Annotated in this window: 14 protein-coding genes; 3 read left to right on the top strand and 11 right to left on the bottom strand. The window is 56.8% G+C overall.

All coding sequences use genetic code 11. The features are described 5' to 3' along the window. From PQR63_RS16570 to PQR63_RS16520, 11 genes are all read right to left on the bottom strand, one after another. Positions 1-1073, bottom strand: a 1073-nt coding sequence (locus PQR63_RS16570) for an AMP-binding protein (RefSeq protein ID WP_408169096.1), incomplete at its 3' end; no start/stop codon positions are given. A gap of 759 nt (positions 1074-1832) precedes the next feature. Then, positions 1833-2102 (bottom strand): hypothetical protein, encoded by a 270-nt coding sequence (locus tag PQR63_RS16565; RefSeq protein WP_408169095.1) that lies wholly within the window; start codon positions 2100-2102, stop codon positions 1833-1835. A 23-nt stretch (positions 2103-2125) separates the two neighbouring features. After that, on the bottom strand, positions 2126-2644 hold the full coding sequence (locus PQR63_RS16560; protein WP_408169094.1) for a FixH family protein: 519 nt from the start codon (positions 2642-2644) through the stop codon (positions 2126-2128). A 17-nt stretch (positions 2645-2661) separates the two neighbouring features. Then, positions 2662-4047 carry a cytochrome c oxidase accessory protein CcoG gene (gene ccoG / locus PQR63_RS16555; RefSeq protein WP_408169093.1) on the bottom strand — a complete coding sequence of 462 codons (1386 nt, stop codon included), beginning with the start codon at positions 4045-4047 and terminating at the stop codon, positions 2662-2664. A gap of 11 nt (positions 4048-4058) precedes the next feature. Next, positions 4059-4997 (bottom strand): cytochrome-c oxidase, cbb3-type subunit III, encoded by a 939-nt coding sequence (ccoP, locus tag PQR63_RS16550; protein ID WP_408169092.1) that lies wholly within the window; start codon positions 4995-4997, stop codon positions 4059-4061. Continuing rightward, complete coding sequence (locus tag PQR63_RS16545; RefSeq protein ID WP_408169091.1) at positions 4990-5223, bottom strand: cbb3-type cytochrome oxidase subunit 3; 234 nt, start codon at positions 5221-5223, stop codon at positions 4990-4992. Before PQR63_RS16545 ends, ccoP begins: the two co-directional genes overlap by 8 nt. Positions 5224-5240: 17 nt before the next feature. Beyond that, positions 5241-5855 carry a cytochrome-c oxidase, cbb3-type subunit II gene (gene ccoO, locus PQR63_RS16540; protein WP_408169090.1) on the bottom strand — a complete coding sequence of 205 codons (615 nt, stop codon included), beginning with the start codon at positions 5853-5855 and terminating at the stop codon, positions 5241-5243. A gap of 13 nt (positions 5856-5868) precedes the next feature. After that, on the bottom strand, positions 5869-7296 hold the full coding sequence (gene ccoN, locus PQR63_RS16535; protein WP_408169089.1) for a cytochrome-c oxidase, cbb3-type subunit I: 1428 nt from the start codon (positions 7294-7296) through the stop codon (positions 5869-5871). A 149-nt stretch (positions 7297-7445) separates the two neighbouring features. Then, entirely contained in the window at positions 7446-7640 is a 195-nt protein-coding gene (ccoS, locus tag PQR63_RS16530) for a cbb3-type cytochrome oxidase assembly protein CcoS (protein WP_408169088.1), read from the bottom strand. Between the two features lie 5 nt (positions 7641-7645). Continuing rightward, the gene (locus PQR63_RS16525; protein WP_408169087.1) at positions 7646-10108 is read right to left on the bottom strand and encodes a heavy metal translocating P-type ATPase; all 2463 of its coding nucleotides are present in this window, start codon (positions 10106-10108) and stop codon (positions 7646-7648) included. Next, positions 10105-10896, bottom strand: a complete 792-nt coding sequence (locus tag PQR63_RS16520) for a sulfite exporter TauE/SafE family protein (RefSeq protein ID WP_408169086.1) — start codon at positions 10894-10896, stop codon at positions 10105-10107. Before PQR63_RS16520 ends, PQR63_RS16525 begins: the two co-directional genes overlap by 4 nt. Before the next feature lie 378 nt (positions 10897-11274). On the opposite strand from PQR63_RS16520, the gene PQR63_RS16515 reads away from it, so the two are divergent. The 3 genes from PQR63_RS16515 to PQR63_RS16505 all read left to right on the top strand — a co-directional run bounded on the left by PQR63_RS16515 (position 11275) and on the right by PQR63_RS16505 (position 13154). After that, a complete protein-coding gene (locus PQR63_RS16515) occupies positions 11275-11982 on the top strand; it encodes a VIT1/CCC1 transporter family protein (protein ID WP_408169085.1) in 708 nt (235 codons plus the stop codon). Positions 11983-12064: 82 nt separating this feature from the next. After that, positions 12065-12583: a cytochrome b gene (locus PQR63_RS16510; RefSeq protein WP_408169084.1), complete on the top strand. Its 519-nt coding sequence runs from the start codon at positions 12065-12067 to the stop codon at positions 12581-12583. A gap of 247 nt (positions 12584-12830) precedes the next feature. Then, entirely contained in the window at positions 12831-13154 is a 324-nt protein-coding gene (locus PQR63_RS16505) for a TraR/DksA family transcriptional regulator (protein WP_408169083.1), read from the top strand. Positions 13155-13218 lie beyond the last annotated feature (64 nt).

Here is a 13218-nt window from a genome sequence, read left to right as displayed (position 1 = left end):
ATTGTGGTGGCGCCTGGTGTCAATGCCGGCGCCCGTTCGGCGATACCGCCGATCATTGCGAGCATATTGGCCTGGCTCAGCATGACGCCTTTAGGAAGGCCAGTGCTGCCGGAGGTCATGAACACCATGGACAAGGCGTGCAGGTCGCTTGCCGGCGAAGGGATTGCGCTTTCGGCGCGGCCAAGTTCAGACGCATCCAGCAAGGTCATTTCACTCAATGCATCCACGCCCAGCGGCGCCAGCGCTTGCAAACTGGCCGGATCGGCGGCAATGACCGGTCGCCCCAGCACTTCCCAGGAGTCGCGCAGACGTTTGAGCGATGCGCCGCCCGCTGCTGCTGCAGCCAGCTTGAACGGCGCCGGCACAATGGCCCCGAGTATGCAGGCCCAGAAAAGCGGCAACAGGCTGCGGCTGTCCACGGCATCGACGACGACCACATCGCCGCTGCGAACGCCGCTTGTGCGCAAGCCGCCCAATATCCGGCGCGCCTGATCGAACAATTCGGCATAGCTGACCCGGATTTCACTCATGTCGGCGGCGACATGGACGATGCCGAGTTCGGGATGCTGCGCCGCGCGCACCAATGCTTCGGCCAGATTGGCGGGCATTTGCGGCTGCGCAGGAAGCGGTCTGAGACGGGAAACCGCTGGCTTGCCGGCAGCGCCGTTCGCCGGCGTCCGGGAAAGCGGTGTTTCCTGCACAGTGGAAGTCAGCAAAGGATAGTCCGGCAGGAGGTCCGCCAGATGGATGCGCGTCCGCAACGGCGCAATCTGCCGATAGACGGCAGTCGGCGGCAACGAGGCCTGGCTCCAGGCAGGCAATGCTGCAAGGGCCTTATCATCCACGCAGCCGTCGGCCCGCAGCGGCAAAGCGTGCACGCGCACCAGCGCTACTGACCCCGGATACCCTGAGTCCACAATGGCGGCGTCCAAAGCCTTGCGCTGACCGCCGACGACATAGGCGACCAGACCAGCCTCCCCCTTCGTCGCTGCAGCGACGAGATGGACGGCCGATACGGTCGGCACTGCCAGCAGCCCTGTTCTGAGCGCGGCAATGATAGTGTTCTCCAGCATCCCGCTCCCCTGAGCATTCCCGACCTAACATCGGCAAGCTTGTTTATTCCGGCAAACAATCCGATTAACAAGCAAAGCCCCATCCTGCAAGGGTGATTTGATGTTGCCTTTATTTTTTACGACGCAACGAACCATCGTTCCCCGCTCATCATGAGGCGTGCCGACGTCGCTGAATACTCAATTCTTCCTCGCAAAAATGAGGATATTTTCTGCACGCAATAGTGCCACTGAATCACTGCAAGAATTGACTTCCTGTCTCACTTTTTCAAAATATATTCTGATTTACGCGCGGCAATAAAATGCATATTCATTCGGCATGCCGCATCGCAGCGCAGGGAGCGATGCAAATATTACCGCCAGGTAATTTTATTTATTTCGGCTGGTATGCTTGCACCGTCGCGTCCTGTCAGAAGCGATCAGAAAGGCGGGACTCAATATGTGCGTGAAATACGGCAAACATCCGATGTTTGGCGCACGTAGAACTGACGACTAATCGGGATCTGCGGGACTTAGGTGATAAAAAGCTTAGCGACACCAATTGAGCACCAAATACTCAGGTTGGCATGTCTCGGTAGGCTGGGTGGGGATGACGAAAACCGTCACTATGTTCACCTTGAATCATTGAACTGCCTGCCACCGTGAACATTTTTCCGTGAACAAATTGAGCCGACTTATAAAATTCGCCTTTGCGAATCAGCAACAGCAATTGCCATTCATGGCGACCACCTGCCACCCCCAGTCCAATCAAGGCACCCAGCCCTATCTCTCCGTACGCTCCGTACTTTCCGTACTCTCCGGCCGGGCCAGAGTGTCCCGCCGCCCCGGCAAATTGAGCATGAACGCCAGTCCACCGGAGATGGCACAGAACAGCCATAGAAAGAAAAAGCCTAAGGTATAAGCAGCCAAGCGGTCGCGTTGCGTGGTCAGGTTTAATAGTTCGTCCGGGTCGAACCAGGCAAAAAAACATCCTTCCGCTGCGATTGCGGCCAGAAACGACGCCCATAGGATATTCGGCACGATGCGTTGCATGGCGGTAGCCTTTCTTTGGAAAATCAATCGTCTGCCGGGCGATCGGCAGCCAGCTCAGCCAGACGCTGCTGCGGCCACCGCCAGATACCTTCTATACGCCAGTCGTGATTTTCGTTTTCCAGCTGGACCTGCCAGCGTGCCATTTCCAACATGGGCAAGGCAACTCTGAAATCGCCGTTGCTGTCAGTCTGGACGTCGAGTTGCACGTCCTTTTCCGGACGCGTTGGATGCGCCATGTGCAAACGAAGCTTTTGCTGCAATGGCGCGTTGAGAGATCGCACGTTGCCGGTCAGTTGTCCGGCGCCGGGATCGTAGCCCATGCGCAAAGAAATACCCAGGCCGGCGGCAACGCGGTCACGCTTTAAATCCTGATTGATGGCGCGGCCTTCCTTGTAATAGTCGCCGACTACCATGGCATCTTCACGTGTGAAGGCCAGCCACATCGTGTAAGAGCCGGCTACGACGACCAGCGCTGGCCCGAGCATGAGCAGCCAGGGCCAGCGGTGTGCGTACCAGGGGCGGCAGGTTGGCATTGCTTGCATATGGTTTCCTTTCAAGCTTATCGCGGCACAAAAAATACGGCTTTTTCACGTACTTCCACAGCGGGATTGTCGACAGCGATCAATTCAAAAATAATCTTGTTTGAACCATGTGCGCCCTTGCCTGCATTGACGCGTACCCGCACCGGAATGGCGCGCGTCGTGGCGCCATCGATATCCACTTCCGGCGGCGTGGCCAGCGTAATACTGTCGATGCCGGATACAGCGATGCGAAAACGATGCGGGGTTTCGCCGGTGTTCATGATCTGCAAACGATAGACGTTTTCGATCATGCCGTCTTCGACCTCGCGGGCCATCACACCCCGGTCGCGGATCACGTCCAGCTTGAGCGGGGTACGTATCGCCAGCATGGACAAAAATGCGACGACGATGATTGCCAGAAGCGCCGTGTAAGCGAGCACACGAGGACGCAAGACGCGACGGCGCATCTCTGGCAACGAAAGACGCGACATGATGGCGCGCTCGGTCGAGTACCGGATCAGGCCGAGAGGCGCCTCTATTTTGGTCATGACGCTGTTACAGGCGTCGATGCAGGCGGCACAGCCGATGCATTCGTACTGCAATCCATTGCGGATATCGATACCGGTCGGACAGACCTGCACACACATTGAGCAATCGATACAGTCGCCGGTCTGTGCGCCCTTGCCTTTGGCGCCGCGTGGTTCGCCGCGTTGATGATCGTAGGTGATGATCAGCGTGTCCTTGTCGATCATCGAACTCTGAAACCGGGCGTAGGGACACATGTACTTGCACACCTGCTCGCGCATCCAGCCGGCGTTGCCATAGGTCGCAAAACTGTAGAACCCGATCCAGAATGTTTCCCACGGGCCGAGCCCGAGGGATAGTATCTCGCCCATCAGTTCATGAATCGGCGTGAAGTATCCAACAAAACTTAATCCTGTCCATATCGACAATATCGCCCATGCAGCATGCTTGGCACCTTTTTTGAATGCTTTTTGCGCGTTCCAGGGCTGGCGATCCAGACGCATGCGGGCGCTGCGGGGACCTTCAATGCGCCGTTCTATCCACAGAAATATCTCCGTATAGACAGTCTGAGGACAAGCGAAACCACACCACACGCGCCCCGCCACCGCCGTAAACAGGAATAAGGCGTAGGCGCAGATGATGAGCAGTGCAGCCAGATAGATAAAATCCTGAGGCCACAACACGATGCCAAAGATGTAAAACTTGCGTGCGCCGAGGTCGAACAGCACAGCCTGACGACCGTTCCAGTTCAACCACGGCAGCCCGTAGAACACGAGCTGCGTCAGCCACAGGCAAATCCAGCGCAAGCTGGCGTAACGGCCCTTGATCTCGCGCGGATAAATTTCTTCGCGCGCAGCGTACATCTTGACGATGGCGATATCCGGCTGCGGCTTATCCATGGTTGTGCACCCTACTTCTGATCGGCGTTGGAGGGCGCGTTCGACAGACTCCAGACATAGGCAGCCAGAACATGAACCTTTGCTTCGCCGAGGAACGATTCAAACGCAGGCATGGTGTTGTTGCGACCCTTGCGGATGGTTTCCATCACGGTCTCCACGCCGCCGCCATACAACCAGATCTTGTCGCTCAGATTGGCCGCGCCGAGCGCCTGATTGCCGGCTCCATTGGCGCCGTGGCAACCGGCGCATATGGCGAATTTGGATTTGCCGAATACCGCTTTAATGGGGTCATGCGTCGAGTCTGAGAGGCTCAATACATAGTGCGCGACGTTTTCGACATCCTTGTCCGAGCCGAGTGCTGCTGCCATCGACGGCATCTGACCATTGCGGCCATGCAGGATCGTGGTCTTGATTACATCAGGATCACCACCGTAGAGCCAGTCCTTGTCCGTCAGATTGGGGAAACCCTTGCTGCCGCGTGCGTCCGAACCGTGACATTGCGCGCAGTAAGTCAGAAACAAGCGCTCACCGATAACATGAGCCTGCGGATCGGCGGCAACAGCCTTGATGTCTTGCTGCAAGTATTTGTTGAACAGCGGGCCGTATTCTGCATCGGCTTTCTTCAGCTCGCTCTGATAGGCCTCACTGGATTTCCAGCCAAGCTTGCCGGCATAGCTGCCCAGGCCGGGATAAAGGAACAGATACGCGAGAGCGAACACGATGGTGATGTAGAACAGCCACATCCACCAGCGCGGCATCGGTGTATTCAGTTCGGTCAGATCAACGTCCCAGACGTGTCCGGTGGTGCCAACCGAAGCCGGATCCTCTCCAGGTTTCTTTTCCATCTTCACTCTGGATTGCGACCACAACAAGATGCCGCAACCGAGAATGCTGATGATGGTCAGTCCTGCAATATAAATATTCCAGAAACCACTAGTGAAATCAGACATGACGATTCTCCGCCTCATTCGCCTGATTCGCCTCATGCGTCGGTGTTAAGGACGTTAAGGACGCCGGTCTGTCCAGAAATTCATCTGCAAAAGGAATGCGCTCCGCTTCCGCAAAGTCGTCATCACGACGGCCGCTGAAAGTCCACCACAGAATGCCGATGAAGGTCGTCAGGCTGACAACAGTCATGACACTGCTGGCCTGGATCGTAAAATTGTCGATAGCCATGTTGCTCCCCTGCTTTCTTAGTTTCTTGTCTTGATTTGCGTGCCCAGGCCTTGCAAATAGGCGATCAACGCGTCTTCTTCCGTTTTTCCGGCCAACTCTTCCGGCGCAACCTTGATCTCGGCATCGGTGTAAGGCACGCTCAAACGCTGCAAGGCGCGCATTTTCGGCAGGATGCTCTGTGGATCGAGCTTGGTCGCCGCCAACCACGGATAGCCAGGCATGTTCGACTCAGGCACGACGTCCCGCGGATTGTTGAGGTGGATGCGATGCCATTCGTCGCTATAGCGTCCCCCCACGCGGGCCAGGTCCGGGCCGGTACGTTTTGAGCCCCATTGGAACGGATGGTCATACACGTACTCGCCTGCGACGGAATAGTGGCCGTAGCGCTCAGTCTCGGCGCGGAACGGACGGATCATTTGCGAATGGCAGTTGTAGCAGCCTTCACGAATATAGACGTCGCGGCCGGCCAGCCTCAGCGGTGAATACGGTTTGAGTCCGGCAACCGGCTCCGTCGTCGAGCGTTGGAAAAATAACGGCACGATCTCTACCAGTCCGCCGACGCTCACCACCAGTACGACCAGCGCGATCAGGAGCCAGGGATTCTTTTCGATCCATTCATGCGAAAATTTCATTCGATACTCCTGCTCAAGCGTGGGTGGTCGACAAGGTGGGGATGCGCGCCTCAACCGGCTGAGCGTCCTGCATTGTCTTGAACGTGTTGAAAGCCATCATCACCATGCCGCCCAGATAAAGGAGGCCGCCGGTGAAACGAATCACGTAATACGGATAGGTCGCTTTGACACCTTCGACAAAGGTGTAGGTCAGCGTGCCGTCGGCATTGACCGCGCGCCACATCAACCCCTGCATCACGCCGGCGATCCACATCGAAGCGATGTACAGCACCACACCAATAGTTGCGACCCAGAAATGCAGATCGACCAGACGCACACTCCACATTTCACGTTTTCCAGACATGCGTGGGATCAGGTAATAGATCGACCCCATTGTGATAAAACCGACCCAGCCCAGCGCACCTGAATGGACGTGAGCAATGCCCCAATCGGTGTAATGCGACAAGGCGTTGACGGTCTTGATGGACATCATCGGACCTTCAAACGTCGCCATCCCGTAGAACGACAGCGAGACGATCATGAACTTGAGCAGCGGGTCGGAGCGCAGCTTGTGCCATGCACCCGACAACGTCATGATGCCGTTGATCATCCCGCCCCACGACGGCGCCAGCAGGATCAGTGAGAACACCATCCCGATCGATTGCGTCCAGTCCGGCAACGCTGTGTAATGCAAGTGATGTGGGCCCGCCCACATGTAGGTAAAGATCAGTGCCCAAAAGTGCACAATTGACAGCCGGTACGAATACACCGGGCGTTCAGCCTGCTTGGGAATGAAGTAATACACCATGCCGAGATAGCCGGCAGTGAGGATAAAGCCGACTGCGTTATGGCCGTACCACCATTGAATCATCGCGTCCTGCACGCCGGCGTAGGCCGAATAGGACTTCCACATTGACACCGGCATGCTCGCGCCGTTGACGACGTGCAGCAATGTGACAGCGATGATGTACGCGCCAAAGAACCAATTGGCCACGTAGATATGTTTGACCTTGCGCTTGATCAGCGTGCCAAAAAATACGACTGCGTAAGCAATCCACACTACGGCGATGAGCAATGTGATGGGCCATTCCAGTTCGGCGTATTCCTTACCCCGGGTGAAGCCCATCGGCAGAGTGATGGCTGCAGACACCAGCACCAGTTGCCAGCCCCAGAAAGTGAAAGCCGCCAGCTTGTCCGAAAACAATCTGACCTGGCAAGTGCGCTGTACGACGTAATAGGAAGTTGCGAACAACCCGCAAATACCGAACGCAAAGATCACGGCATTGGTATGCAAGGGACGCAGACGGCCGTAAGTCAGCCAGGCAATATCAAAGTTGAGGGCCGGCCAGGCCAATTGTGCTGCGATGAAGACGCCGGCAAGCATACCGATGACGCCCCAGACTACGGTGGCGATCGTGAATTGCTTGACGATCCTGTAGTTGTAATTGAGTTCTTTGTCCACACCCTCTCCCAGAATTGTGTCGCGGTTTTCCGTGTACCACGTTGATGATGGGAGAGTAGATTTGCAGGCGCTCAGTGTCCTTGATATGTATCAAACGCACTGGAATGAACCATGGATATGCAGGTTGGCGATGACTTGATGTGTCTTTTTTATGTGTCTTTTTTCAGAGAGACTGCCGACTCGTTGACAGGTGCCAGCGATGGTTTGTCATCATCTTCGAGAATGCGCCATCCGGGGCTGACCAGATCATCAAACTGCCCGTCGTCGGACATCCTGAAAAACAGCCAGATTGCGGCAAAGACCACGGCGATGCTGAGCGGGACAAGCAGATAGAGAGCTTCCATGACGATCAGCCTTTTCGATCACCGGCGCGGTGTCGGCATAAGCGCAAGGCATTTGCCACCACAACGACAGAACTGACCGACATGCCGATACCGGACATCCAGGGTGTGATCCAGCCCAGCGCTGCTGCCGGTATTGCCACGGCGTTATAGAGCATGGCCCATGCCAGGTTCTGGCGGACAACAGATAAGGTTTTTTCTGCGACACGATCTGTCTCGCACAGCGCCGATAGTTGGCCTGACAAAAATACACAATCTGCATGTGTCTGTGCGAGCGCGGCGCCATTGCCCATCGCAAAGGAGACGTCAGCGGCACTCAGCACGGCGGCATCATTGATGCCGTCCCCAACCATTGCGATGACAGCCCCACCCCGCTGCAAGCCTTGCACAAAAGACAGCTTGGCCTCAGGCAGACAATCGCCGAGCGCCGTAGGTATACCGAGCCTGTCAGCCACGCGTTGTGTCACCTCATGGCGGTCGCCACTGAGCAATACCAGGCACTTACCCTGCTTCATGAAATGGCTGACCACTGCCAGCGCCTCCTCGCGAATTTCGTCTGCAATATCGAAACGCGCCAGCCAACCGTGACGGGAGGCCAGGAAAACATAGCTTGCTTCCGCAGCCGGATCGGCATCCGCCGCGGGCATCGTGGATGCCGAGGGGATCATTGCATGGACAAACGCAAAATTCCCAAGCCGGTACAACACACCGTCGACCGTCGCTTCCAGACCTTGCCCTGCAACGTGATGCAAAGCTGTTGCTTCTGCAGGATTGAGTCCCGCAGCCGCTTTCAGAATAGTTTGAGCAATAGGATGCGTGCTGGACTTTTCCATCGCTGCGGCAATGCGCAGGCAATCGGATTGCTTCACAGAGCCCAGCACGATGATCTCTTGCAGGCACGGCTGCCCTTTTGTCAGTGTGCCGGTTTTATCGAAGACGATATGCGTGGCGCGCTGCAAGGTCTCAAGCACATGGGGCTGCACGACGAGGATGCCTTGCCGCAGCAAGCGGCCGGTCGCAGCCGCAAGCGCAGTCGGTGTCGCCAGCGATAGCGCACAGGGGCACGATACCACCAGCACGGCAATCGCCACCGGCCAGGCCCGCACCGGATCCAGAAAATGCCAGACCATGAACACGACGCCGGAAAACACCAGCAAGGCCATCACAAACCAGGCGCCGACCCGATCAGCCCAGAGGGCCAGCTTCGGCTTGGCAAGTCCGGCGCGATTGATCAGGCCCAGTAGCACGGACAAGGTACTGTCCGTCACGTTGCGCACGACTTGGGCGACGATGGGTTGCGCGATGTTGACGGCTCCGCCCGGAATCGTATCGCCGAATGTTTTGCGCTGCGGCAGACTTTCGCCGGTGAGCAGCGATAGATCGACGTCGGTTTCACCATCAACCACGGAACAGTCAGCCGGCACCGCGTCACCGGGCCGTACCAAAATCCGATCGCCGGTACGCAGCTGTGCGGCGGCGATCAATTCGGTATCCCGTTGCGGGTAAGCAGGCATGCGCGATGCGGAGGCAGGCAAGGATTGCTGCAACTGATCCAGCGCCGACGCGGCCTTGCGGCGCGCCGTCAATTCCAGATAACGACTGCACAGCAACAGAAAAATGAACATCGTCACCGAGTCGAAATAAACCTCGCCCCGGCCCTGCCAGGTCGCAATGGCGCTGGCGCTGAAGGCGGCGGCGATGCCCAGCGCCACTGGCACGTCCATGCCGGGCGCACGATTGCGAATGTCGCGCCACGCACCGCGAAAGAATGGTTGCGCCGAATAGACCAGCGCCGGAATCGTCAGCAGCAGCCCGGCCCACCGCATCAGGGCTTCCATGTCTGCGTCCATGCCGCCTTCGCCCGCCAGATAGGCGGGAACGGCGTACATCATCACCTGCATCATCGACAGTCCGGCGATGAACAGTTGGCGGAACAGGGTCTTGCGGCTGCGTTCCAGCTGTTCGCCGTGCTGTACCGGATCGTAGGGATAGGCAACGTAGCCGATAGCGCGCATCGCCTTGAGAATGTCGCTGGCCTTGCAGGCATCTGCTTGCCAACGTACTCGCAGGCGTTCGGTAACGGCATTGAGGTCGGCACTGAGGACGCCGGGCAAGCGGGCAAGATGACGTTCGATCAACCAGACGCAGGCTGCGCAGCGGATGTTGCGCACCGAGTAATCCGCCTCGACAATGCCGTTATCCGCGCCGGCAATCACCGCTGTGTCGTCGTAGAGCTGCAATTCCGGCGGTATCAGGTCCTGTCCGTCCAGCGTGGCAGCAAAGCCGCTACGCGATGCGTAATAGTCGGAGAATCCGTTGCCGACGATGCTCTCTGCCACCGCCTTGCAGCCAGGGCAGCACATGGCGCGCTCAACATTGTCAATGCGAACGCGCCACGCAGCGCCCTCTTGCACCGGCAAGCCACAATGAAAACAGGCGCTGTCCGTGATACCCCGCTCGACCGGGATCATGGCGGCTCCGTCGAATGTACCGGCGTCACGCACAAGGCCGCGAGCCAATCCGGAGTCAATCCATGACTTGCGCGCAGCAAGCCCGATACGCCAAACAGCAGCACCACCAGTCCACACGTCAGCCGCACGCTACGGCGCTGCAAGATGCTTCTCAACTGAGCACCGAATACGCCCACAGCCAGCAACACCGGCAAGGTGCCCAGACCGAAGGCCAGCATCACCGCGGCACCTGAAGCAGCCGAACCGCTCAGCATCGCAGTCAACAAGACGCTATAGACCATCCCGCATGGCAGCCAACCCCACAGGCTGCCGGCCAACATCAACTTGATCGGACTATCGAGCGGCAGCAGCAATGCGGTCAAAGGTTGAATATGTTTCCAGAGGTGATTGCCGAGCTGCTCAAGCCGGGATAGCCCGTGCCAGACATTCATCAGATATAAGCCCAGCGCAATCAACATTGCGTGCGCGAAAACATAGGCGCCGGTCTGCCAAAGCGTCATACCGGCCAGCAGGCGTCCGCTGCCGACGATGCCGCCGACAATGGCGCCAGCCAGGGCATAGCTGGCTATCCGGCCCATGTTGTAAGAGATCGTCCGCAACATCACCGACATGCCGGCGTCCTGCTCGCTGGTTCTCACCCCAACAGGAAACGGTTTGCGCGGCTTCGCGCCCGCCGGAACCAAAGAAAATGCGCCGACAATACCGCCGCACATGCCAATGCAATGCACGCTTCCCAGCAAGCCGATCATGAACATGGAAATAAGGCTCACGCTATTCATGGTGTCCATGCATGCTGCCGTTGCACGTCGAATCCGGCAGCCAACGGGGTGATCATCGACATTGCTGATACCACCATTTATTTAACTCCGGATGTGACTGCACAAAATTGCCGCCCCGGTGAGACATAGCGGGCAGCGTGATGGGAGCAAGTCTATCGGCTCCCCATCATCGACACCTTGACCTATATCAAAGGAGATTGCATAGGATCATCCTACAGTTAGCCACGACCGCGCCAAGGTCGTTGCATCTAGAAAATTGGTTGTTGACAGGCCCTAAGTCCATCTCAAATAAAAATGCGTCTCACAACAATTCAGGTCATCCGTGATGGTCAATTGCAGTGGCGCTCACTACAATCGCATTCACTACACATACCGGTTGAGAATTGCATGAGCCACGTTCTTTCCAAACGCCACTCAGAGCGGCATCGTATCGATGCAATAGGATGGCTTCGAGCGGCCGTGCTCGGCGCCAACGATGGCATTGTCTCTACCGCGAGCCTGTTGACAGGAGTCCTTGCCGCACAGGTATCACATGAGACCGCAGTCCTGACCGGCATCTCGGGCCTCGTCGCCGGAGCAATGTCGATGGCGACCGGCGAATATGTTTCCGTACATTCTCAGGCCGATAGTGAAAAAGCGGCGCTGGAACAAGAGCGAGCAGAACTGGAGACCGATTTTCATGGCGAGCATCGCGAGTTGACGGCAATTTATATGCGACGAGGGCTTGATCATCAGATGGCGAGCCAGGTTGCAGAAAAGCTCATGGAGCATGATGCACTCGGCGCCCATGCGCGCGATGAGCTGGGAATCTCGGAAACGACGATGGCCAATCCTTTGCAAGCGGCCACGGTGTCTGCATTGAGCTTCGCTGCCGGTGCCGCGCTACCGTTGGCGGTCGTGCTGCTGGCACCGAAGGCATGGCTCATTCCTGCCGTTGTTATTTCAGCGCTTTGTTCACTTGCGTTTTTGGGAGGCGTTGCGGCAAAGACCGGTGGGGCAAAAGTATGGGACGGTGCCGTCCGGGTTACTTTCTGGAGTTCCCTTGCCATGGCGGCGACAGCCGGCATAGGGAGCTTTTTTGGCACAGCGATCTAGGGCCGGTTAACACCTTTCTTTTTTGATCGAGGCACGTCGTTTTGAGTGATATGTTTACTTATTCAACCAACCTGTTTATGGCATGAAAAAATACCATCCGACATCCGTGGTCCTGCATTGGCTCATGTTTTTACTATTCGCAATCGCACTGGCAGCGATCGAACTTCGCGGTGAAGTTCCGAAAGGCATGCCTTTGCGGGCAACACTCAAGATTGTGCACATGACGGCAGGCCAGCTGATTCTTCTGTTTGTCGTGTTCCGGCTGGCCGCGCGCTGGAGATTCGGTACACCGGCCAAACTTGACGGCCCGTCATGGCAAACGCAGAGTGCCAGAATCGTTCACATCCTCTTGTATGTGGTGATGTTCATGCTCCCCATCACCGGCATTCTCTTTACGCAGGCAGATGGCAAAGATGTGATGTTTTTTGGCGTGGCGCTCCCTCGCTTTATCGGCCTGAATGCAGAGTTATCTGACACGCTGCAGGACATTCACGAGTTAATGGGTAACGCGGTGTACTTCCTGGTCGGCCTGCATGTAGTGGGCGCCCTTTGGCATCATTTCATGCGGAGGGATGGGATTTTTCAACGCATGAAGTTCTGACATCGCCCTGTTTCTTATGCCGCTGGGTGTCTTATCCCGCCCGAAGCGGCTATGACACCACTTTCCCCCTGGCATAAACCCCTCCTGAACCGAGAATGGCGCAGAGCTGCGCCGTGATGACGCTCTTTGCAGGATGTCCGTACTTTTTGATTTGGATCAGAAACTGACTCTTGAGGACTTCCGATAATGAATTCGACTTCCCCGTCGAATTTTCCATCGAACGTCAATCAGTGCAATGGATCCCATCATGAACCATCTTAACGCGCAACAATTGCGTTATCTGCAAGAGCTTCTGGACGTACAAGAGACTTCCACCCGCATCAGGGCGCGGCTACATATTCTGGAGCAAGCAGACGACTGTGACGTTGCAGATGTCAGTGATGCTCGCACAGTGATGGAACTGCACGAACTCAATGAGATTGAAGCCGCACGTCAACGCATGGCTGAAGAACAGTACGGGATCTGTGTAGATTGCGGATGCCCGATTGACTATGCCAGGCTGGAGGCGAATGTCACCGCAAAACGCTGCCTGGAGTGCCAAAATGTGTATGAGGAAGGAGATGTGGCATAGCCCCCTCCTCCCTCTACCGACATCAGATCCAATCCAGGTGCAATGTCAGATCTGATATCAGAGC

This window comes from Herbaspirillum rhizosphaerae, from assembly GCF_046025915.1.
Lineage (GTDB): Bacteria > Pseudomonadota > Gammaproteobacteria > Burkholderiales > Burkholderiaceae_D > Herbaspirillum > Herbaspirillum rhizosphaerae_A.
The sequence above is the reverse complement of the archived record's forward strand: the minus strand, read 5'-3'. Positions and strand labels throughout refer to the sequence as shown.

Bases quoted from the DNA above. Each gene is read 5' to 3' on its own strand.
- PQR63_RS16515 (WP_408169085.1), top strand. From the start codon at position 11,275: ATGAGCCACGTTCTTTCCAAACGCCACTCAGAGCGGCATCGTATCGAT.
- PQR63_RS16525 (WP_408169087.1), bottom strand. From the start codon at position 10,108: ATGATCCCGGTCGAGCGGGGTATCACGGACAGCGCCTGTTTTCATTGT.
- ccoP (WP_408169092.1), bottom strand. From the start codon at position 4,997: ATGTCTGATTTCACTAGTGGTTTCTGGAATATTTATATTGCAGGACTG.
- PQR63_RS16505 (WP_408169083.1), top strand. From the start codon at position 12,831: ATGAACCATCTTAACGCGCAACAATTGCGTTATCTGCAAGAGCTTCTG.
- ccoG (WP_408169093.1), bottom strand. From the start codon at position 4,047: ATGGATAAGCCGCAGCCGGATATCGCCATCGTCAAGATGTACGCTGCG.
- PQR63_RS16520 (WP_408169086.1), bottom strand. From the start codon at position 10,896: ATGGACACCATGAATAGCGTGAGCCTTATTTCCATGTTCATGATCGGC.
- PQR63_RS16560 (WP_408169094.1), bottom strand. From the start codon at position 2,644: ATGCAAGCAATGCCAACCTGCCGCCCCTGGTACGCACACCGCTGGCCC.
- ccoO (WP_408169090.1), bottom strand. From the start codon at position 5,855: ATGAAATTTTCGCATGAATGGATCGAAAAGAATCCCTGGCTCCTGATC.
- PQR63_RS16565 (WP_408169095.1), bottom strand. From the start codon at position 2,102: ATGCAACGCATCGTGCCGAATATCCTATGGGCGTCGTTTCTGGCCGCA.
- PQR63_RS16545 (WP_408169091.1), bottom strand. From the start codon at position 5,223: ATGGCTATCGACAATTTTACGATCCAGGCCAGCAGTGTCATGACTGTT.
- PQR63_RS16510 (WP_408169084.1), top strand. From the start codon at position 12,065: ATGAAAAAATACCATCCGACATCCGTGGTCCTGCATTGGCTCATGTTT.
- ccoS (WP_408169088.1), bottom strand. From the start codon at position 7,640: ATGGAAGCTCTCTATCTGCTTGTCCCGCTCAGCATCGCCGTGGTCTTT.